The sequence below is a fragment of the Hydrogenophaga sp. genome, from assembly GCF_051860785.1.
Classification (GTDB): domain Bacteria; phylum Pseudomonadota; class Gammaproteobacteria; order Burkholderiales; family Burkholderiaceae_C; genus Hydrogenophaga.
Genome location: NZ_JBIMLB010000024.1, coordinates 38,630 through 57,884, shown reverse-complemented (window position 1 = coordinate 57,884; position 19,255 = coordinate 38,630). Strand labels below are relative to the sequence as shown.

Sequence of the window (19,255 nt, the reverse complement as noted above, 5' to 3'; positions counted from 1 at the left end):
ACCGTTGAACCACCAGAGCCGCAGATGAACGCGGCCGGGCGAGACGGCGCCGGCAGAGCATGCGCGGCCTCAGACGGCCAGGCGCTTGCGGCCTTTGGCGCGGCGGGCGTTGATCACAGCGCGGCCGCCACGCGTTTTCATGCGGACGAGGAAGCCGTGGGTGCGTGCGCGGCGAATCTTGGAAGGCTGGTAGGTGCGTTTCATGGTGGTCTGTACAAATCGGGGAAACCCGCAATTATCGCAAAGAAAACCAAAGTACGGCAAGCACTTGGCCGCACGTGCCCGCGCGCCACCTGAACTTTGCCGTGTGCAACAGGAGGGCGGAAGAAATTCATTCTTCTTCTTGTGGATAAGTGCCGCGCACCCCTACAATGGCCGGCCGGCCCCGGGTCAATTGTCCACAACCAGAATCTCCGAGACTTCTCCAGCATGATCGAGGGCACCCAACCCGACGCTTCCGTGGCCGACACCCGGTCACTCTGGTCCACCTGCATGGACCTGCTGTCCCAGGACATCCCCGAGCAACAGTTCAACACCTGGATCCGACCCCTGTCGGCCACGGTGGTGCCGGACGGTTCGCGGGTGGTCGTGGCGGTGGCCAACCGCTTCAAGCTGGACTGGATCCGCGCTCAATACGCGAGCCGCATTTCGGCCCTGCTGGAATCGGTGCAAGGTGCGCCAGTGGTGCTGGAGTTGGTGCTTGCTCCGCGCGAAGGCCCCAGCCGCACGTCGCCTGCGCCACGCACGGTTCACGAACAGGTGCTCTCCGAGTTGCCCGACCTGGCGCCCACCGAGCAGGTCGCTCCCAGCGGCCCCAAGACGCGGCTGAACCCTGCGCTCGCGTTTTCCACGCTGGTGGAAGGCTCGGCCAACCGCATGGCGCGCGCCGCGGCCATGCACGTGGCGGGCAGCCTGGGGCAGCTCTACAACCCGCTGTTCATCTACGGCGGCGTCGGCCTGGGCAAGACCCACCTGGTGCACGCCATCGGCAACCACCTGCTGGCCGACCGTCCACAGGCCAAGGTTCTCTACATCCACGCCGAGCAGTTCGTCTCGGATGTGGTCAAGGCCTACCAGCGCAAGACCTTCGATGAGTTCAAGGAGCGCTACCACTCGCTGGACCTGCTGCTGATCGATGACGTGCAGTTCTTTGCCAACAAGGAGCGCACGCAGGAAGAATTCTTCAATGCGTTCGAGGCGCTGCTGGCCAAGAAAAGCCACATCGTCATGACCAGCGACACCTATCCCAAGGGCCTGGTGGACATCCACGAACGCCTGGTCTCGCGCTTCGATTCCGGCCTCACGGTGGCCATCGAACCGCCCGAACTGGAGATGCGGGTGGCCATCCTGATCAACAAGGCGGCGGTGGAAAACGCGGTGATGCCCGAGGAAGTGGCGTTTTTCGTGGCCAAGAACGTGCGCTCCAACGTGCGCGAGCTCGAAGGTGCCCTGCGCAAGATCCTGGCCTATTCGCGCTTCAACCAGAAAGACATCTCGATTGCGCTGGCGCGCGAGGCGCTGAAAGACCTGCTGTCGATCCAGAACCGGCAGATCAGCGTGGAGAACATCCAGAAGACCGTGGCCGACTTCTACAAGATCAAGGTGGCGGACATGTACAGCAAGAAACGCCCGGCCAGCATTGCCCGGCCGCGCCAGATCGCCATGTTCATCGCCAAGGAACTGACCCAGAAAAGCCTGCCCGAGATCGGCGAGCTGTTCGGTGGCCGGGACCACACTACGGTGCTTCACGCGGTGCGCAAGATCGGCGCCGAGCGGCTGCAGAACACCGAACTCAACCAGCAGCTTCACGTGCTGGAACAGACCCTCAAGGGATGAGGCCGAAAAAGGCGAAAATAGCGGGGATTTGGCCGCGAAAGCGACAGGGCCCACCGGGGAGGCAACCTCCGGCCAACAAAGCAACCAAGAACGGAAGAGTCTGACATGATCGTTTTGAAATCGACCCAGGACAAGGTTTTGGCCGCACTGCAATCGGTGGCGGGCATCGTCGAGCGGCGCCACACCCTGCCGATCCTGGCCAATGTGCTGCTGCGCAAGACCGGCTCGCAGGTGCAACTGACCACCAGCGACCTGGAGATCCAGATCCGCACCACGGCCGCGCTCGATGGCGACGATGGCAACTTCGCCACCACACTGGGCGCGCGCAAGCTCATCGACATCCTGCGCACCATGCCGGCCGACCAGACCGTGAGCCTCGAGTCGAGCGCGGGCAAGCTGATCCTCAAGGGCGGCAAGAGCCGCTTCACGCTGCAGAGCATGCCGGCCGAGGACTTTCCCCTGGTGCAGGAATCTGCCAGCTTCGGCCCGGTGTTCTCGGTGCCGCAGAAAACCCTGAAGAGCCTGCTGGGCCAGGTCTCGTTTTCGATGGCGGTGCACGACATCCGCTACTACCTGAACGGCATCCTGTTCGTGGCCGAAGGCAAGCAGCTCAGCCTGGTGGCCACCGATGGCCACCGCCTGGCGTTTGCCTCCAGCACGCTGGACGTGGAAGTGCCCAAGCAGGAGGTGATCCTGCCGCGCAAGACGGTGCTGGAACTGCAGCGCCTGCTCTCCGACAAGGAAGGCGCGATCGAGATGCAGTTCGCCGCCAACCAGGCCAAGTTCAGCTTCGACGGCATGGAGTTCGTCACCAAGCTGGTCGAGGGCAAGTTCCCCGACTACAACCGCGTGATCCCCAAGAACCACAAGAACATCGTCACCCTGGGTCGCGCGCCGCTGCTGGCTTCGCTGCAGCGCACCGCCATCATGACGAGCGAGAAGTTCAAGGGCGTGCGCCTGAATGTGGAACCCGGTTCGCTGCGTGTGGCGTCCAGCAACGCCGAGCAGGAAGAAGCGGTGGACGAACTCGACATCGACTACAGCGGCGACACCATCGAGATCGGCTTCAACGTGACCTACCTGATCGACGCGCTGCAAAACATGTCGCAAGAGATGGTGCGCGTCGAGCTTTCCGACGGCAACAGCTCTGCGCTGGTGACCAACCCCGACGACAACGCCTTCAAATACGTTGTCATGCCGATGCGGATCTGAAGCCAGCCACCCTGGTTGCTACCGCCTTCCAAACCCGCGAACACCGCGGGTTTGGCGCTTACTGAGATCGAGAAACTTCAACATGTCCGACGCCAACAAGCCCGCCGATTCCGTCAACACCGGCGCGGCCCAAGCCGAAAGCTCCAATTTCCAGCCCGTCATCGACGCCCACCAGGTCGGCGCAAGCGAGGGTTATGGCGAGGGTTCGATCCAGATCCTGGAAGGTCTGGAAGCCGTGCGCAAGCGCCCAGGCATGTACATCGGCGACACGTCCGACGGCACCGGCCTGCACCACCTGGTGTTCGAGGTGGTCGACAACTCCATCGACGAAGCGCTGGCCGGCCATTGCGACGACATCGTGGTCACCATCCACACCGACAACTCCATCAGCGTGGTGGACAACGGCCGCGGCATTCCCACCGGCGTGAAGATGGACGACAAACACGAGCCCAAGCGCTCGGCGGCCGAGATCGCGCTGACCGAGCTGCACGCCGGCGGCAAGTTCAACCAGAACAGCTACAAGGTTTCGGGCGGTCTGCACGGCGTGGGCGTGTCCTGCGTGAACGCCCTCAGCCAGTGGCTGCGCCTGACGGTGCGCCGCGAAGGCCACGTGCACCAGCTCGAGTTCGCGCGCGGCTTCGTGCAGAACCGCATCGTCGAAGCCACGCCCACCGGCGTGGAACTCTCGCCCATGCGCGTGACCGGCGCCACCGAGAAGCGCGGCACCGAGGTGCACTTCCTGCCCGACTACGAAATCTTCCGTGAGAACGCCGACTTCCACTACGAGATCCTCTCCAAGCGCCTGCGCGAACTCAGCTTCCTGAACAACGGCGTGCGCATCCGCCTGAAGGACGAGCGCAGCGGCAAGGAAGACGACTTCTCGGGCGCCGGCGGCGTCAAGGGCTTCGTCGACTTCATCAACAAGGGCAAGACCGTCCTGCACCCCAACGTGTTCCACGCACTGGGCGACCGCGCGAGCGACCAGGGCACCAACATCGGCGTGGAAGTGGCGATGCAGTGGAACAGCGGCTACAACGAACAGGTGCTGTGCTTCACCAACAACATCCCGCAGCGCGACGGCGGCACCCACCTCACCGGCCTGCGCGCGGCCATGACGCGGGTGATCAACAAGTACATCGAAGAGCACGAGCTTGCCAAGAAGGCCAAGGTGGAAGTGACCGGTGACGACATGCGCGAAGGCCTGTGCTGCGTGCTGAGCGTGAAGGTGCCCGAGCCCAAGTTCAGCAGCCAGACCAAGGACAAGCTGGTCTCCAGCGAAGTGCGCGGTCCGGTCGAAGACATCGTGAGCCGGCTGCTGACCGACTACCTGCAGGAGCGCCCGAACGACGCCAAGATCATCTGCGGCAAGATCGTGGAAGCCGCGCGCGCCCGCGAAGCCGCGCGCAAGGCCCGCGAGATGACGCGCCGCAAGGGCGTGCTTGACGGCATGGGCCTGCCCGGCAAACTGGCCGACTGCCAGGAAAAAGATCCCGCGCTGTGCGAGATCTACATCGTGGAGGGCGACTCCGCTGGTGGCTCGGCCAAACAAGGCCGCGACCGCAAGTTCCAGGCGATCCTGCCGCTGCGCGGCAAGATCCTGAACGTTGAAAAAGCGCGCTACGAGAAGCTGCTGACCAGCAACGAAATCCTGACGCTCATCACCGCGCTGGGCACCGGCATCGGCAAGGCCACGGGCGCGGGTGGCACGGCCGGCGTGGACGACTTCAACGTCGCCAAGCTGCGCTACCACCGCATCATCATCATGACCGACGCCGACGTGGACGGCGCCCACATCCGCACCCTGCTGCTCACCTTCTTCTACCGCCAGATGCCCGAGCTGGTGGAACGCGGCCACATCTACATCGCACAGCCGCCGCTGTACAAGGTGAAGGCCGGCAAGGAAGAGCTGTACCTCAAGGACGCTTCGGCGCTCGATGGCTTCCTGCTGCGCATTGCACTGAAGGACGCTTCCGTGTTCACCGGCGGCGTCACTCAGACCACACTGAACGGTGACACGCTGGGCGAACTCGCGCGCAAGCACCAGATCGCCGAGAGCGTGATCGCACGCCTCTCCAGCTTCATGGACGCCGAAGCCCTGCGCGCGATTGCCGACGGCGTGTCGCTCAACCTCGACAGCGTGGAACAGGCCGAAGCCAGTGCCATCGCGCTCCAAGCCAAGCTGCGCGAACTCAGCACCACTGGCGTGCCCGCCGAAGTGGCCTCCGAGTTCGACGTGCGCACCGACAAACCCATCCTGCGCATCAGCCGTCGGCACCACGGCAACGTCAAGAGCAGCGTGCTCACCCAGGACTTCGTGCACGGCGCCGACTACGCGGCGCTGGCCACCGCCGCCGACACCTTCCGCGGCCTGCTCGGCGAAGGCGCCAAGGTCATGCGCGGTGAAGGCGACAAGCAGCGCGAGGAAAAAGTGACCGATTTCCGCCTCGCCATGCGCTGGCTCATCAGCGAAGCCGAACGCACCACCAGCCGCCAGCGCTACAAAGGCCTCGGTGAAATGAACCCCGAGCAGCTGTGGGAAACCACCATGGACCCAACCGTGCGCCGACTCCTGCGCGTACAGATCGACGACGCCATCGAGGCCGACCGCGTGTTCACCATGCTGATGGGCGACGAGGTGGAACCACGTCGTGACTTCATCGAGACAAACGCGCTGCGGGCGGGGAACATCGACGTCTGAGCCCCGCGGCCTCTGGCCGCAGCGGATGTCGTAGTTTCGAACGACGCAGGGAGGCCGAAGCCGCCCGTACGCTGTGGTGCATGAACAGCACCAACCCCCGCGCGTACGGCGCCAGCTCGCCCCGCCACATCGCTTTCCTTGGTCTCGGCGTCATGGGCTTTCCCATGGCGGGTCACCTGGCACGCGCAGGTCACCAGGTCTGCGTGTTCAACCGGACGACCGAGAAGGCGCAGCGCTGGTGCGACGAGTTCGGAGGGCGCGCCGCACCCAGCGTGCGCGAGGCGGTGGCCGGGGCCGACCTGGTGATGAGCTGCGTGGGCAACGACGACGACCTGCGCAGCGTGACGCTGGGTGAGCAGGGCGCCTTTGCCGCCATGAAGCCCGGCGCCGTGTTCGTCGACCACACGACGGCATCCGCCGAGGTGGCGCGCGAGCTGGCACGGCAGGCCAGCGCTGGGGGCCTGCACTTCATCGATGCGCCAGTGTCGGGCGGCCAGCTGGGTGCTCGCAACGGCATGCTCACCGTGATGTGCGGCGGCGACGCGCAGGCCTTCGAACAGATGCGGGCGGTCGTGAGCGACTTCGCGCGCGCGGTCACCCTCATGGGCCCCAGTGGCGCGGGCCAATTGGCGAAGATGGTCAACCAGGTGTGTCTGGCCGGGCTGGTGCAGGCGCTCTCCGAGGGCATCGCCTTCGGCCAGCGGGCCGGGCTGGACATGGTGCAGGTGCTCGAAGCGATCGGCAAAGGCGCGGCGCAAAGCTGGCAGATGGACAACCGCGGCAAAGCCATGATCGCCGACGACCTCGGCTCCGGCTTCGCCATCGACCTGCTGCGCAAGGACCTGGGCCTGGCCCTGGGCGAAGCGCGGCGCAACGGTGCGCAGCTGCCGGTGACCGCGCTGGTGGACCAGTTCTACGCCGACCTGCAACGGCAGGGCGCGGGCAAGCGCGACAGCGCCAGCCTCATCAACCGCCTGCGCTAGATCCCCGCAAAAGCGTTTCCCTCAACACGGTCACATGCAACCGCAGGCCGTCATCCCACTGGAGGTTTTTTCATGAACCGTCGCCTTGCCCTGGCGCTCGCCGCCGCCCTGTTGCCCTTGCCGTCGTTCGCTGCGGACCCGAACTATCCGAGCCGACCCATCCGCCTGGTGGTGGGCTTCCCGCCCGGTGGCGGCGCGGACGGCATCGCGCGCCTGCTCGCCGACCACATGTCGCAAACCCTCAAGCAGCCGGTGGTGGTAGAGAACAAACCCGGCGCCAACACCACGCTGGCGCCGGCCTTCGTCGCTACAGCCCCGGCCGATGGTTACACCTTGCTGCTGGGGCCGGACTCGGTGCTGGGCACCGACAAGCTCTTGTTCGCTTCCACCGTCAAGTACGACGAGAGCAACTTCACGCCGATCAACCGCGTGGCGAGCACCTTCTTCGTGCTGGCCGCCAACAAGGACCTGGGCATCCGTCGCTTTTCGGACGTGGTGGCGAAGTCGAGCCAGCAGCCGCTGTTCCTGGCCTCGCCGGGCGGCCCTTACCTGCAGATCATCCTGTCCGAGGTGCGCCGCCAGTCGAGCGCCAAGCTCGACGAAGTGCTCTACCGCGGCGGTGCGCAAGGCGCGCTGGCCGTCATGTCGGGCGAGTCGGCCCTCACGCTGATGGGCCCAGGTGCGCTGCTGCCCCTGGTGCGCGACGGCAAGCTGGTGGCCGTGGCCACCACGAACGACCGCGTCTCCAGCCTGGCGCCGGGTGTGCCTACGCTGGCCGACGATGGCGTGACCGGCTTCAAGCTGAACTTCTGGTACGGGATCATGGGCCCGGCCGGACTGCCCGACGACGTGGTGCGCAAGATCTTCGATGCCAGCTCAGCTGCAGCCGCAGACCCGGCCGTGAAGCAGAAGCTCGCGTTGCTGGGCTACGAAGCCGTGCCAGCGGCGAGCCCCGAGGCGTTTCGCGCGTCGGCCCTGCAGGACGGTGCCACCTTGAAGAGCCGCGCGCAGGCGGCCGGCATCAAGCCGCAGTGAAGACCGGTCTGGCCTGCGCGCTCAGCCGCGCACGGCCAGGGTCGCGGTGGCGCGCGCCCACACCTGCGACAGATCGACCGGCCCCAGCTCGGCCGAGGCAAAGGCGAGGCTGCCGCCCAGGCGGTCGATGCGGGCGCGCATCGCTACCTCGCCACGCGGCGCGGGCCGCTCGAAATGCACGTTGAGCGCCACGGTCGCGGCGGACCGGGGCGGCGCCAGCACGGCCATCACCACGAAGGCCAGGCCGAAGTCCAGCAGGGTGGCGACCACGCCGCCTTGCACGACGCCGTTGCCCTGCACATGCTGCTCGCCGGGGCAGGCCGACATGCTCAGCACGCGCGCGTCGGCGTCCCAGCCGGTGAGACGCAGGCCCAGGTCAGCGGCCAGGCGGTTGCTGTCCATGGCCAGGGGCTGCGTGGCCTGCGCCAGGAAGCGGAGGATCAGCGCGTGATCGGGGTTGGTCGGCGGCTGCATGCTCAGATGCGCTTGCTGCGGCCGGCCCAGTGCGGCGCGCGCAGTTCGTTCTTGAGCACCTTGCCTGCGCCCGACAGCGGCAGGCGCTGCGCGCTGATGTGCACGCTGCGCGGCACCTTGTAGCCGGCGATCTTCTCGCGCGCCCAGGCCGTCACCGCCTCGGGCGTGAGCGTGGCGCCCTCGCGCGGCACCACGATGGCGTGCACCCGCTCGCCCCACTTGTCGTCGGGGATGCCGATCACCGCCACCTCGGCCACGCCGGGCATGAGCGACAGGGCGTTCTCGACCTCGGTGGAGTAGATGTTCTCGCCGCCACTGATGATCATGTCCTTGATGCGGTCGACGATGTAGACGTAGCCTTCCTCGTCCATCACCGCCGCGTCGCCGGTGTGCAGCCAGCCGTCGCGCAGCGCGGCCGCCGTCTCGACCGGCTTGTTCCAGTAGCCCTGCATCACCGTCGGACCCCGCACCACGATCTCGCCGGTCTGACCGCGCGGCACTTCCTGACCCGCCTCGTCCACCACGCGCACATCCAGGTTGGGCATGGCCTGACCGCAGGAGCGCAGCCGGTCGCCGGCCACGCTGGGCTTGCGCATGGACATGGGCAGCATGGTGCCGATGGGCGCGAGTTCGGTCATGCCCCAGCCGTGCAGGAACAGCATGTCGGGCCAGATCTCCACGGCGCGGCGCAGGGTGGCGTCGGGCATGGGCGCCGAGCCGAACATGAACTGGCGCAGGCTGGAGAGCTGCATGGTTTCGATGCCCGGAACCTCCAGCAGCATGGCGATCATGGTCGGCACCAGGGTGACGTTGGTCACCGCGTGCGCCTGCACCTGCGCCAGCACCTGCTGCGCGTCGAATTTCGGGATGAAGACGTGCGTGCCAGCGGCCATGGTGATGGCCACGGTGGACATGCCGTCGGTGAGGTGGCACATGGGCGCCGCGTGCAGGAAGATGCTCGAGGCGTCGTAGCCGATCATGTAGATGGCGTTGACCGCGTTGGACACCAGGTTGCCGTGCGAGAGCATCACGCCCTTGGGCCGCCCGGTGCTGCCGCCGGTGTAGAAGATGCCGGCCAGGTCCTCGCCGTGGCGGCCGGCGTCTTCCATCGGCTCGCCGCTGTCCACCAGCGCGTCCCAGGTGATGAGGCCTTCGGCGTGCGCCGCATCCTGGCCCAGGTGGATCAGGTGCTGGAGTTGCGGGCACTGCGCGCGCAGCTGCGGCAGCAGGTGGGTAAAGGCCTCGTCCACCGCGATGGCGCAGGCGCCGGCTTCGTTGAGCATGTACACCACGTCGTCGGCCGTCAGCCGCGTGTTCAGCGGCAGCACCACGGCACCGCACCAGGGCACCGCGTAGTAGGCCTCGAAGTAGCGGTCGCTGTTGTGGGCCAGGATGGCCACCCGGTCACCCGCCACCACGCCACGCGCGCGCAAGGCGCCCGCGCCCTGGGCCACGCGCCGTGCGCTCTCGCGCCAGGTGCGGCGGCGCTCGCCATCGATCGTGGCCAGGCCCTCGGGCCGCACCTGCGCGGCGCGGCGCAGACCCTGAGTCAGCCGTTCGTTCATGCTCGTTCTCCTTGCCTCTGCATGTCTGCTGCTGTTGCTCAGCGGCCGCTGAAGGCCGGTGGGCGCTTGTCCTTGAAGGCGCTCACCGCCTCCATGAAGTCCTCGGTTTGTACCAGCCGCGCCTGCGCATCGCGTTCGCAGTCGAGCTGCGCGTCGAAATCGTTGTGCAGCGCGGCCGCCATCACGCCCGGCAGTTCGGCCAGCGCGCGGGGTGCGCTGGCGGCCAGGCGCCGGGCGATGCTGCGCGCCGCGTCCGCCAGTGCCTCATCGGCCACGCATTGCCACACCAGGCCCCAGGCTTCGGCCTGCTCGCCGCTGATGCGCTCGCCCAACAGGGTGGCGCCCATGGCGCGTGCAGGGCCGAGCCGGCGCATCAGTTGCCAGCTGCCGCCCATGTCGGGCACCAGACCCAGCTGTGCGGTGAAGGGTTGCTGGAAGTAGGCCGAGCGCGCGACCAGCACGATGTCCGCCGCCAGCGCCAGCGAGGCGCCCCCACCGACGGCCGGTCCGTTCACTGCGGCCACGCGCGGCTTGCCCAGGTGGGCCAGGGCGCGCGCCAGCGCATGCACGCCCTGGTCGGCTGACTGCAGAAATCGGCGGCCCCGCTCGGTGGGCGGCAGGTCCAGGCCCATCATGGGATCGCGCAGGTCGGCGCCGGCGCAGAACGCCCGGCCACGACCGGTGAGCAGGAGCACGCGGGCGTCCGGGTTCGCCTGGATGTCGGCCAGCGCCGAGAGCAGCGCGTCGATCAGCGGGCCGCTCAGGGCATTCAATGCCTCAGGCCGGTTCAGGGCCAGCGTGGCCACGCCGTCGTCGGCGATGTCGAGTTCAAGCATCGCGTCGGGCTCAGCCCATCTCCACACAAACCTTGCCGAACTGCTGACCGCTCTCCACGTGCTTCAGCGCGGCGCCCAGATCGGCGAGCGGGAAGCTGCGGTCGATCACCGGCCGAATGGCATTGGTGGCGCAGGCGGCGAGCACCTGCTCCAGGTGCTCGCGGTTGCCGACCGCGATGCCGTGCACGCGCAGACTGCCCATGGCCACCAGCGGCAGGTTCACCTCGGCCGTGGGGCCACTGACCATGCCGATCATGGCGATCATGCCGCCCAGGCGCGCGGCCCGGATCGATTGCTTGAGCGTGGCTGCACCCGCGGTCTCCACCACCAGGTCCACGCCGCGGCCTGCAGTGAGCTTGCGCGCCGCCTTGCCCCATTCCGCGTCTTCGCGGTAGTTGATGCCGTGCTGCGCACCCAGCTCGCCCAGGCGCGCCAGCCGCTCGGCCGTGGACGAGATGGCGATCACGCGCGCACCGGCCGCGCGCGCGAACTGCAAAGCGAACAAGGCGACGCCGCCCGAGCCCTGCGTGAGCACCACGTGCTCAGGGCCGGTGGCGGCATGGGCGCGCACCGCGTTCCACGCCGTCACGGCGGCGCAGGGCAGGGTGGCGGCTTCGAGAAAGCTCATGCTGGCGGGGATGGGCAACACCGCGTCTTCGGAGAACACGCGCAGCTCGCAGGCCACGCCGTCCTCCATGCCGCCCAGGTCCTGCTGCAGGAAACGTTCGTCGGGCGGGCCGCTCAGCCAGCCGGGAAAGAAGGTGTTCACCACGCGATCGCCCGCCTTGAAGCGGCGCACGCCGGCACCCACCTCGACGACCTCGCCAGCGCCGTCGGACAGCGGAATCAGGCCCGCCTGCTTCTGCCGCGAGCCGTAGCCGCCGCGCAGCGCCAGCACGTCGCGGAAATTCAGCGAGGCCGCGCGCAGGCGCACCAGCACCTGGCCCGGGCCGGGTGTCGGGTCGGGCAGTTCCTTCAGGCGCAGGTTGTCGGTGCCCAGCGCTTCCATGACCATGGCTTTCATTGCCGGTCTCCTCTCTTGTGCGGTTGTCGTTCAGTCGTAGAAAGTCTCGCCTTGCGCGGCCATGCGGCGCAGGCGATCGGGTGGGGTGAAGCGCGCGCCGAAGCGCTGCGCGAGCGCGTCGCACTCGGCCACGAAGCGGGCCGCGCCGATGCGGTCGACGTAGGCAAACGGCCCGCCGAGGTGGCTGGGGTAACCCCAGCCCAGCACGGCGGCCACGTCGCCGTCGATGGGGTCGGCCAGCACGCCTTCGTCCAGGCAGCGCACGGCCTCCAGCGATTGCACGTGAAACAGCCGCTGCCGCAAGGTCTCCACGTCCGGTTGCCCGGTGGTGGGGAAGGCCTCGGCCAGGCCGGGCCAGAGATCGCGGCCTTCCGGCACGTAGTCGTAGAGGCCCTTGCCGGCCGCCTTGCCCACGCGACCGAGTTCCAGCAGCCGCGCCACCGTGGGCTCGGCAATGTTGCCGGCGTTGGCGATGCGCTGGCCGTCGCCGCGCATGGACTTCAGGATGTCCTGCAGCAGCGGCAGCGTGGTCAACTCGATCAGCGAGGCGCCGCCGATGGCGAAACCACCACCCACCGCAGCGTTGTCGATCCATTGCGGTGAGACGCCTTCGCCGATCAGGTTGATCGTCTCGCTGGTGTAGGTGGTGACGATGCGGCTGGTGAAGAAGCCCAGGCCGTCGTTGACCACCACCGGTGTCTTGCCCAGCTGCTTCATGAAGTCCAGCGCCCGTGCCAGCGTGGCGTCGTCCGTGCCACGGGCGCGGATCACCTCCACCAGCGGCATGCGATCCACCGGCGAGAAGAAGTGCAGCCCGATCACGCGCTGCGGGTTCGGCACCGCCTCGGCCAGACCACCGATCGGCATGGTGGAGGTGTTGCTGGCCATGGGCACATCGGCGCCCAGCACCGCGGCGGCACGCGTCAGCACCTCGCGCTTCACGTCGGCCTGCTCGAACACCGCCTCCAGCACGAAGTCGGCGGCGCGGATGGCCTCGTAGTCGCTGGTGGGCTGGATGCGCGCCATCAGCTGGTCCACCGTGCCCTTGAGGCGGCCCTTTCCGGCCTCCTTCTCCGCGTAGGCACGGATCGCCCCGACGCTCTTGTGCGCGGCCTCGTCGCTGACATCGATCAGTGTGACCTGGATACCGGCCTGCGCCGCGACCTGCGCGATGCCGCGGCCCATCACACCGCCGCCCAGCACCGCGAGGTGGCGCACGCTGGAGGACGGCTGGCCGGCCGGGCGCATCTTCATCGAGCGCGCCCGGTTCACGCCGTTGAAGAGCGTGCGGATGCGGTTCTTGGCTGCGTTGCTGCTGGCCAGGCGCGCGAAGTGGCGCGTCTCGATGGCGATGCCGGCGTCGAGACCGCGCTCCAGGCCCTGTTGCAGCACCTGCAGGATGGTCTCGGCCGCCGCGTTGTGGCCGCCTGCGGCTTTTTTCACGCGCGCCCAGGAGCCGAGAAAGAAGTGCCGGCCCTGCTGCGACTGCACCGCGAAGCCGGGCAGCACATAGCCCTTGCGGTCCCAGGGCTGCGAGGCCTCGGGATGCGCCAGCGCCCAGGCCTTGGCCGCCGCCATCAGTTCGGCGGCCGGCACCACGGCGTCGATGAGGCCGAGCGCTTGCGCGTCCTTCAGCGCCAGCCGCTTGCCCTCGAGCAGCAACGGCGTGGCGGCGGCGATGCCCACCAGGCGCGGCAGGCGCTGGGTACCCCCGGCACCGGGCATCAGGCCCAGCGTGGCTTCCGGGAAGCCAAAGCGCGCCTGTGGGTTGTCGGCCGCGATGCGGTGATGGCACGCCAGGGCGAGCTCCAGCCCGCCCCCGAGGGCGCTGCCGGGCAACGCGGCCACCACGGGCTTGCCGCCCTTCTCGAGCTGGCGCAAAGCCTTGAGGAACGGCGCCACGATGGCCTGCACCGCCTGCGGATCGCGTGCGTTCTGCAGCTCCTTGAGGTCGCCGCCGGCGATGAAGTCGCTCTTCGCGGAGCCGATGACGATGCCGCGCACCGTCGGGTCCGAGAGAAGGGTGGTCATGCGTTCGCCGAGCTCGCGGTTGAGCGCGCCATCCAGTGTGTTCACTGCGCCTTCGCTGGCGTAGATGAGGGCGGCGATGCCGTCGCCCAGGTCCTGCTGTCGAATCATGTTGTGTTGCCGTTGCCGTTGTTCAGATCCGTTCGACCAGCGTGGCCACGCCCATGCCCAGGCCCACGCACAGCGTCACGATGCCGCGGCGCGCGTCGCGCCGCTCCAGTTCGTCGAGCAGCGTGCCGACCAGCATGCCGCCGGTGGCACCGATGGGGTGCCCCATGGCGATGGCGCCGCCGTTGACGTTGATGCGCTCGTGCCCCACGCCGGTGTCGCTCATGAAGCGCAGCACCACCGAGGCAAAGGCCTCGTTGACCTCGAACAGATCGATGTCATCGAGTGAATAGCCGCCGCGTGCGGCAGCGGCGCGTGCGGCGTCGGCCGGTGCCACCAGCATCAGGCAGGGGTCGCAGGCGGCGGTGGCGGTGGCGGTGATGCGAGCGCGCGGCTTCAGGCGGAGCCGCTCGCCCGCCGCGGCGGAGCCGATCAGCAACGCGCTCGCCCCATCCACCACGCCAGAGGAATTGCCGCCGGTGTGCAGGTGGCGCAGGCGGTCGATCTGCGGGTAGCGATGTTTCACCGTCTCCCCGAAGCCGCCCTTGATGGCCATGTCGGCGAACGCCGGCTTGAGCTTGCCAAGCGCCTCGGTCGTCGTGCCCGGGCGCATGTGCTCATCGCGATCCAGGCACAAGGCGCCATTGAAATCGTGCACCGGCACCACCGAGCGAGCAAAGCGGCCTTCGTTCCAGGCGCGCTCGGCGCGCGCCTGCGATTCGGCGGCAAAGGCGTCCACCTGCTCGCGCGAGTGGCCTTCCAGCGTGCCCAGCAGGTCGGCCGCCACGCCCAGCGGCGTGAAGTTGCTGGTGGTGTTGAACCCCGCGTCGCTGCCCCAGGGACCGCCCGTACCCGCGATGGGAATGAGCGACATCATCTCCACGCCACCGGCGATCATCAGTTCGCCATGGCCAGCCGCGACCTTGGCCGCAGCGAGGTTGACCGCGTCCAGGCCCGAGGCGCAGAAGCGGCTGATGACCGAGCCCGGCGTGGCCACGTCCAGGCCGGCGTGCAGCACGGACGAGCGCGCCAGGTTGGCACCCTGGTCGTCCACCGCGTCACCGACGCCGAAGATGACGTCCTCGACCGGCAGGCGGTCGAAACCGGTGCGCTCGCGCAGGGCCAGCAGCACCGTGGCGCCGAGGTCGATGGGTGAAAGGGTGTGGAGTGAGCCGCTCGGGCGGCCCGCGCCGCGCGGTGTGCGCACGGCGTCGTAGATGTATGCGTCAGCCATGCGGCAAGCTTAGGCAGATGGGGCGTTGCAGGCTGTCATCCACAACTACGACACCCCTCGCGCGGCACGCGCGCTTGTCCTGCTTGTGCACGACAACGCAGGTCGATGCGTCTGCGCAAAATCGGGGTGGCAGAGGTGGAGCCGTGCATCCACCCACACTCCTAGGAGACAAGACATGAAATCGATCTGGATCAAGGCGCTGGGTCTGGGCCTGGCCACGTGCACGGCCTTCGCCGCCGCGCAGGATGCGTATCCCTCGCGGGCGGTCCGCCTGGTCGTCGGCTTTCCGCCCGGCGGCGGCGGTGATGGTGTGGCGCGCATCATGGGCGAGCACATGGCGCGCACGCTCAAGCAGCCCGTCATTGTCGACAACCGGCCCGGCGCGGGCACCACACTGGCGCCCGGCTTCGTCGCCACGGCCCCGGCCGACGGCTACACGCTGCTGCTGGCGCCCGACTCGGTGTTCGGCGCCGACAAGGCCATGTACCAGCCCAACGTGAAGTACGACGAGACCAGCTTCACGCCCATCAGCAAGTGGGTCAGCACCTTCTTCGTGATGGCGGCCAACAAGAACTTCGGCGTGAAGAACCTGGCCGAGCTCAAGGCCAAGGCCGCGGCCACGAACGGCCCGATCCTGGTCGGTTCGACGCAGGGCCCGTACCCGGCCATGATCTTCGAGAACTTCAACCGCCTCGCCGGCTTCAAGCTCGAAATGGTTCCCTACAAGGGTGGCGCACCGGCCGTCATGGCCGCCGTGGGCGGCGAGGTGCCGCTGACCTTCTCGGTCCCCAGTTCCATCATGCCCATGGCCAAGGACGGCAAGCTGGTGGCCATTGCCACCACCAGCCCGAAGCGTTCGACGCTGGCCGATGGCGTGCCGACCCTGGCCGACGAAGGCCTCAAGGGCTTCGACGTTGGTTACTGGTTCGGGCTGGCCGCCCCGGCGGGCCTGCCGGCCGACGTGGCGCAGAAGCTGTTCGACGCCAGTGCCAGGGCATTGGCCGACCCCGAGGTACAAAACAAGCTGCACGCGCTGGGCTACGAACTGGCGCCATCGAAATCCCTGGCCGAGTTCCGCACGCAAGCGGTCGAAGAAGGCACGGTGCTGCGCAAGACGGTCGAGCGCCTGGGCATCAAGGGCAACTGAAGCGGAAGGGCTCCTGCCGAACGGCCGGGGCCCCTTGCCGTTCAGATCTGCAGGGCTGAAAGATCGCTGGCCGTGTGCAGCCCAGCGATGGCGGTGGCGGCGCGGCGCGCCGCATCGGGCGCCATGGCTTGCACGCCGTAGCGCGCACAGTCCACAAACTTGTCGAGCAAGGCCTCGTCGGACAGCGGGCGCTCCGGATCGCCCAGCGGCTGCGACACCGAGTGTGTCCATTGGCGGCCATCGCGCAGCGTGAGCGTGAGTCTGCCTTTCAAGGCGTCGGCGATCGGGCCCGGTGGCCGCACGCGGCACTGCACGCGGCGCGCCACGGCCCGCACCGCCTCGTCGCCCAGGGCCTCGGGCAGGAACTCGGCGAGCCCCAGCCGGCCGCGCACCAACGCCATGGCGGTGGTGAACGGCAGGCTGAACTTGGCGTCGTTGGCGGTCTGCGGCGCGCACTTCTGTTCGAAGGGCTGGCACAGCACACCGAACATGTCGCTGACGTCAAGTTCCACGCGCTCGATGCCGTCGGGCGTGAAGCCCGCTTCGCCGCGCACCACCAGCGCGGCTTCCACGAACGGGTGCGTGCCACGGCACGAGGGCCAGGGCTTGAAGCTCAACCGCTCGCCCTCAAAGACCTCACCCAGGCCCGCCAGCAGACGCTGCGCGTCGTACTCGCCGCCGGCGTACAGCGCGTACACGCCGTGTCGACCTTCGATCGGCTGGTCATAGCAGCGCACGCCGCGCTGCGCCAGCAGGGCCGCCGTGACCGCCGCCTGCGCGCCAAACGCATCGCGCACCTCGCGCATGTGCGAGGGTGCATAGCTGAAGAAACCGGCGCTGCAGGTCGCCTGGTTGAAGGCCAGCGCGAAGGCTTCCACCATCTGCGCCGCATCAAGACCGAGCAGACGGCCCGCCGCGGCGGTGGCGCCGTAGGTGCCCAGCAGCGGCCGGATCGACCAGCCGCGCGGCGTGTCGACATTGCCCATGGCCACGCCCAGGCGGCAGGTGATGTCGGCGGCCACCGCCATGGCGGTGATGAACTCGGGCCCCGTCACGCCACCGCGCAACTGGGCGATGGCCAGCGCGGCGGGCAGCGCCGTGCCATTGGGGTGCACCAGGCCAGCGTCGTGCGTGTCCTCGTAGTCCAGCGCGTGGGACAGCGCGCCGTTGGCCAGTGCAGCGACCGGGGGCGCGGCCGTGAGGTCCAGGCCGATCAGTTTGCAGGGGCCGGGGCCGCAGGCGCGTGCCATGTCGACGAAGGCGGCGGCCGCCTGGCCGAGACCGCCGCCGGCCAGGGCCACGCCGAAGGCATCGACCAGGCAACGGCGCACCGCGTGGATGGCGGCGGGCGGCAGGGATTCGTAACGCGCACCGACCGCGTGCGCGGCCAGCGTGTGGGAGAGGCCCATCGCTGGTGGCTCAGCTCAGAAGCTGTTTCAGGATGCGCATCAGCGTGGCGCGGTCCGCGTCGTCCAGTGAGGCGCAGATGCGCGCCTCGTGCGCCACCACCGCGCGCTCGTACGCCTTGAGCTTCTCTTCCCCCTTGGCCGACAGTGCCAGGGCGCCGATGCGCTTGTCGCTCGGGATGGGGTGGGCCTCCACCAGGCCGAGCGAGATGAGCTGGTTGACCACCTTGAGCGCCGCAGGCCGCGCCACCTCGAGCGCGCGCGCGATGTCGACCTGTCGCACGCCGGGGTTGGCGCCGATGATGGACAGGGCCGTGAAGCGCGCGGGCGTGATTTCCTCGTCGGCCAGCACGGCGATGAAGCCGGAGCAGATGCGGTTGTCCAGTCGGCGCACCAGGTAGCCCACGTAGTCGTCCATGTGCGCGGTGTGCAGCACGTCGGGTGCCATGTAGGCGTGCAGGTCGATCACGCCGCCGTGGCCGACCATCTCTCGTTCGGGCGCCTCGACGGCGGCCTTGTCGTCGGCGGGCTGGCGAGCGGCGTTGCTGGGGTTCATGTCGGCACAGATGTGAAGGATGAAAGGCGGCCTCAGGCCGTGTGGAGCGCGGGCATCGGCTGCGGGACATTGTGGCGGCGCGGGGACGCCGACGCCATCATGCCCGGCGAGGGATCGTTGCTGGCGCGGTTGCGCAGCACGGTGGCAAACAGTTCCTGGCGCGACGCCACCCCAAGCTTCTCATAGGCACGCAGCCGGTAGGTGGCCACCGTGGTGGGACGCAGCTTGAGGTCTTCGGCGATGCGGTTGACGGTGACGCCGTCGAGGATGCGGGTCAGCACCTCGCGTTCCCGCTCGGTCAGGCGCGGGCCGAGGTCCAGCACGCCTTCGGTGACGACGCTGCGCAGCGAGGCGACGCCATCCACGTCGCAGGCGTAGTGGCGAACGGTGCAGCGCGCAATCAGGCGCGCCACGCCGGCCAGGGCCTCGATCGCGTCCATCTCGAACGGGCCCTGTGCGGCGCCGCGGTAGAGATGCACGGCCAGCCAGCTCGACTCGCCGCTGCGCGCCAGCACCGTCAGCCGATCGACCAGCCCCGTGTCCAGGCAGTCGCTGCGCAGGCTGCCCTCGGCCATGTCGGCCACGCGCTGGCGGCAGACCAGGATCGCACCCACCGGGCCCGCAGCCGGGCGGCGCTCCAGCACATCGCGCAGGGCATCCTGGGCCGCGAACTCGCGGGCGTGCAGCGCCCCGGTGCGAAAGGCAATCCATGGGCCGTCGACCGAGGCGCCGGACAGCAGGCGCGGGTTGCGCTGGGATTCGTGGGCGAACACCGTGCACTGCTGCGCGCCCACCAGGGGCCGCACCGCGTTCAGGATGCACGCGGCCAGCGTCTCGGGTTCGCGCGTCCCGATGGCATCCACCAGGCCAGCAACCGCGGCGGCATCGATCAGCCGGTGGGGGGTTGAATTCTCGACAAGCCAAGTCTGCATGCGATGTCTCCTGGTGTTCTGGGGTCGCTCTCGATCGTTAACGAGGATTACAGTTAACTTGGTTAACAATATCGCCATTCCCCTGTTCATCGATCAGGAAAAACCCTTGGTCGACGAAAAAAGCCGCTGCCCCGCGTGCCGGCCAGATCGGCCCCGCGGCATGTCCTACTGCCACAGGACG

General features: G+C 68.3%; 16 protein-coding genes. 6 read left to right on the top strand and 10 right to left on the bottom strand.

The window, feature by feature from the left end:
- Positions 1 to 69 precede the first annotated feature (69 nt).
- Positions 70 to 204 carry a 50S ribosomal protein L34 gene (gene rpmH, locus ACTIF6_RS23255; protein ID WP_006299042.1) on the bottom strand — a complete coding sequence of 45 codons (135 nt, stop codon included), beginning with the start codon at positions 202 to 204 and terminating at the stop codon, positions 70 to 72.
- Positions 205 to 429: 225 nt separating this feature from the next.
- Between rpmH and dnaA the strand changes: the two genes are divergently transcribed.
- From dnaA to ACTIF6_RS23230, 5 genes are all read left to right on the top strand, one after another.
- On the top strand, positions 430 to 1,836 hold the full coding sequence (gene dnaA, locus ACTIF6_RS23250; RefSeq protein ID WP_439590125.1) for a chromosomal replication initiator protein DnaA: 1,407 nt from the start codon (positions 430 to 432) through the stop codon (positions 1,834 to 1,836).
- A 105-nt stretch (positions 1,837 to 1,941) separates the two neighbouring features.
- Positions 1,942 to 3,048, top strand: a complete 1,107-nt coding sequence (gene dnaN / locus ACTIF6_RS23245) for a DNA polymerase III subunit beta (protein ID WP_439590124.1) — start codon at positions 1,942 to 1,944, stop codon at positions 3,046 to 3,048.
- A gap of 82 nt (positions 3,049 to 3,130) precedes the next feature.
- Entirely contained in the window at positions 3,131 to 5,746 is a 2,616-nt protein-coding gene (gyrB, locus tag ACTIF6_RS23240) for a DNA topoisomerase (ATP-hydrolyzing) subunit B (RefSeq protein ID WP_439590123.1), read from the top strand.
- A gap of 80 nt (positions 5,747 to 5,826) precedes the next feature.
- Positions 5,827 to 6,729, top strand: coding sequence for an NAD(P)-dependent oxidoreductase (locus tag ACTIF6_RS23235; RefSeq protein ID WP_439590122.1), 903 nt, complete (start codon positions 5,827 to 5,829; stop codon positions 6,727 to 6,729).
- A gap of 72 nt (positions 6,730 to 6,801) precedes the next feature.
- The gene (locus tag ACTIF6_RS23230; protein WP_439590121.1) at positions 6,802 to 7,764 is read left to right on the top strand and encodes a Bug family tripartite tricarboxylate transporter substrate binding protein; all 963 of its coding nucleotides are present in this window, start codon (positions 6,802 to 6,804) and stop codon (positions 7,762 to 7,764) included.
- A gap of 21 nt (positions 7,765 to 7,785) precedes the next feature.
- On the opposite strand, the gene ACTIF6_RS23225 is transcribed toward ACTIF6_RS23230, so the two are convergent.
- From ACTIF6_RS23225 to ACTIF6_RS23200, 6 genes are read right to left on the bottom strand one after another with little or no spacing between them, the layout of a single operon-like run.
- Complete coding sequence (locus tag ACTIF6_RS23225) at positions 7,786 to 8,238, bottom strand: PaaI family thioesterase (protein WP_439590120.1); 453 nt, start codon at positions 8,236 to 8,238, stop codon at positions 7,786 to 7,788.
- Positions 8,239 to 8,240: 2 nt separating this feature from the next.
- On the bottom strand, positions 8,241 to 9,803 hold the full coding sequence (locus tag ACTIF6_RS23220; protein WP_439590119.1) for a class I adenylate-forming enzyme family protein: 1,563 nt from the start codon (positions 9,801 to 9,803) through the stop codon (positions 8,241 to 8,243).
- 38 nt (positions 9,804 to 9,841) lie between these two features.
- Positions 9,842 to 10,639 (bottom strand): enoyl-CoA hydratase-related protein, encoded by a 798-nt coding sequence (locus ACTIF6_RS23215; RefSeq protein ID WP_439590118.1) that lies wholly within the window; start codon positions 10,637 to 10,639, stop codon positions 9,842 to 9,844.
- Positions 10,640 to 10,649: 10 nt separating this feature from the next.
- Entirely contained in the window at positions 10,650 to 11,663 is a 1,014-nt protein-coding gene (locus tag ACTIF6_RS23210) for a zinc-dependent alcohol dehydrogenase family protein (RefSeq protein ID WP_439590117.1), read from the bottom strand.
- Between the two features lie 30 nt (positions 11,664 to 11,693).
- Positions 11,694 to 13,802, bottom strand: coding sequence for a 3-hydroxyacyl-CoA dehydrogenase NAD-binding domain-containing protein (locus ACTIF6_RS23205; RefSeq protein WP_439590116.1), 2,109 nt, complete (start codon positions 13,800 to 13,802; stop codon positions 11,694 to 11,696).
- Between the two features lie 22 nt (positions 13,803 to 13,824).
- Positions 13,825 to 15,033: an acetyl-CoA C-acetyltransferase gene (locus tag ACTIF6_RS23200; RefSeq protein ID WP_439590115.1), complete on the bottom strand. Its 1,209-nt coding sequence runs from the start codon at positions 15,031 to 15,033 to the stop codon at positions 13,825 to 13,827.
- Positions 15,034 to 15,208: 175 nt separating this feature from the next.
- Here ACTIF6_RS23200 and ACTIF6_RS23195 point away from each other — a divergent pair, with 175 nt between their 5' ends.
- Positions 15,209 to 16,180 carry a Bug family tripartite tricarboxylate transporter substrate binding protein gene (locus tag ACTIF6_RS23195; RefSeq protein WP_439590114.1) on the top strand — a complete coding sequence of 324 codons (972 nt, stop codon included), beginning with the start codon at positions 15,209 to 15,211 and terminating at the stop codon, positions 16,178 to 16,180.
- Between the two features lie 41 nt (positions 16,181 to 16,221).
- Here the strand turns inward: ACTIF6_RS23195 and ACTIF6_RS23190 are convergent, their stop codons facing one another.
- The 3 genes from ACTIF6_RS23190 to ACTIF6_RS23180 are packed head-to-tail and all read right to left on the bottom strand — an operon-like array spanning position 16,222 to position 19,074.
- On the bottom strand, positions 16,222 to 17,589 hold the full coding sequence (locus ACTIF6_RS23190) for an MmgE/PrpD family protein (protein WP_439590113.1): 1,368 nt from the start codon (positions 17,587 to 17,589) through the stop codon (positions 16,222 to 16,224).
- 10 nt (positions 17,590 to 17,599) lie between these two features.
- Complete coding sequence (locus tag ACTIF6_RS23185; RefSeq protein WP_439590112.1) at positions 17,600 to 18,142, bottom strand: MarR family winged helix-turn-helix transcriptional regulator; 543 nt, start codon at positions 18,140 to 18,142, stop codon at positions 17,600 to 17,602.
- A gap of 32 nt (positions 18,143 to 18,174) precedes the next feature.
- Positions 18,175 to 19,074 (bottom strand): helix-turn-helix transcriptional regulator, encoded by a 900-nt coding sequence (locus ACTIF6_RS23180; RefSeq protein ID WP_439590111.1) that lies wholly within the window; start codon positions 19,072 to 19,074, stop codon positions 18,175 to 18,177.
- Positions 19,075 to 19,255: the final 181 nt, after the last annotated feature.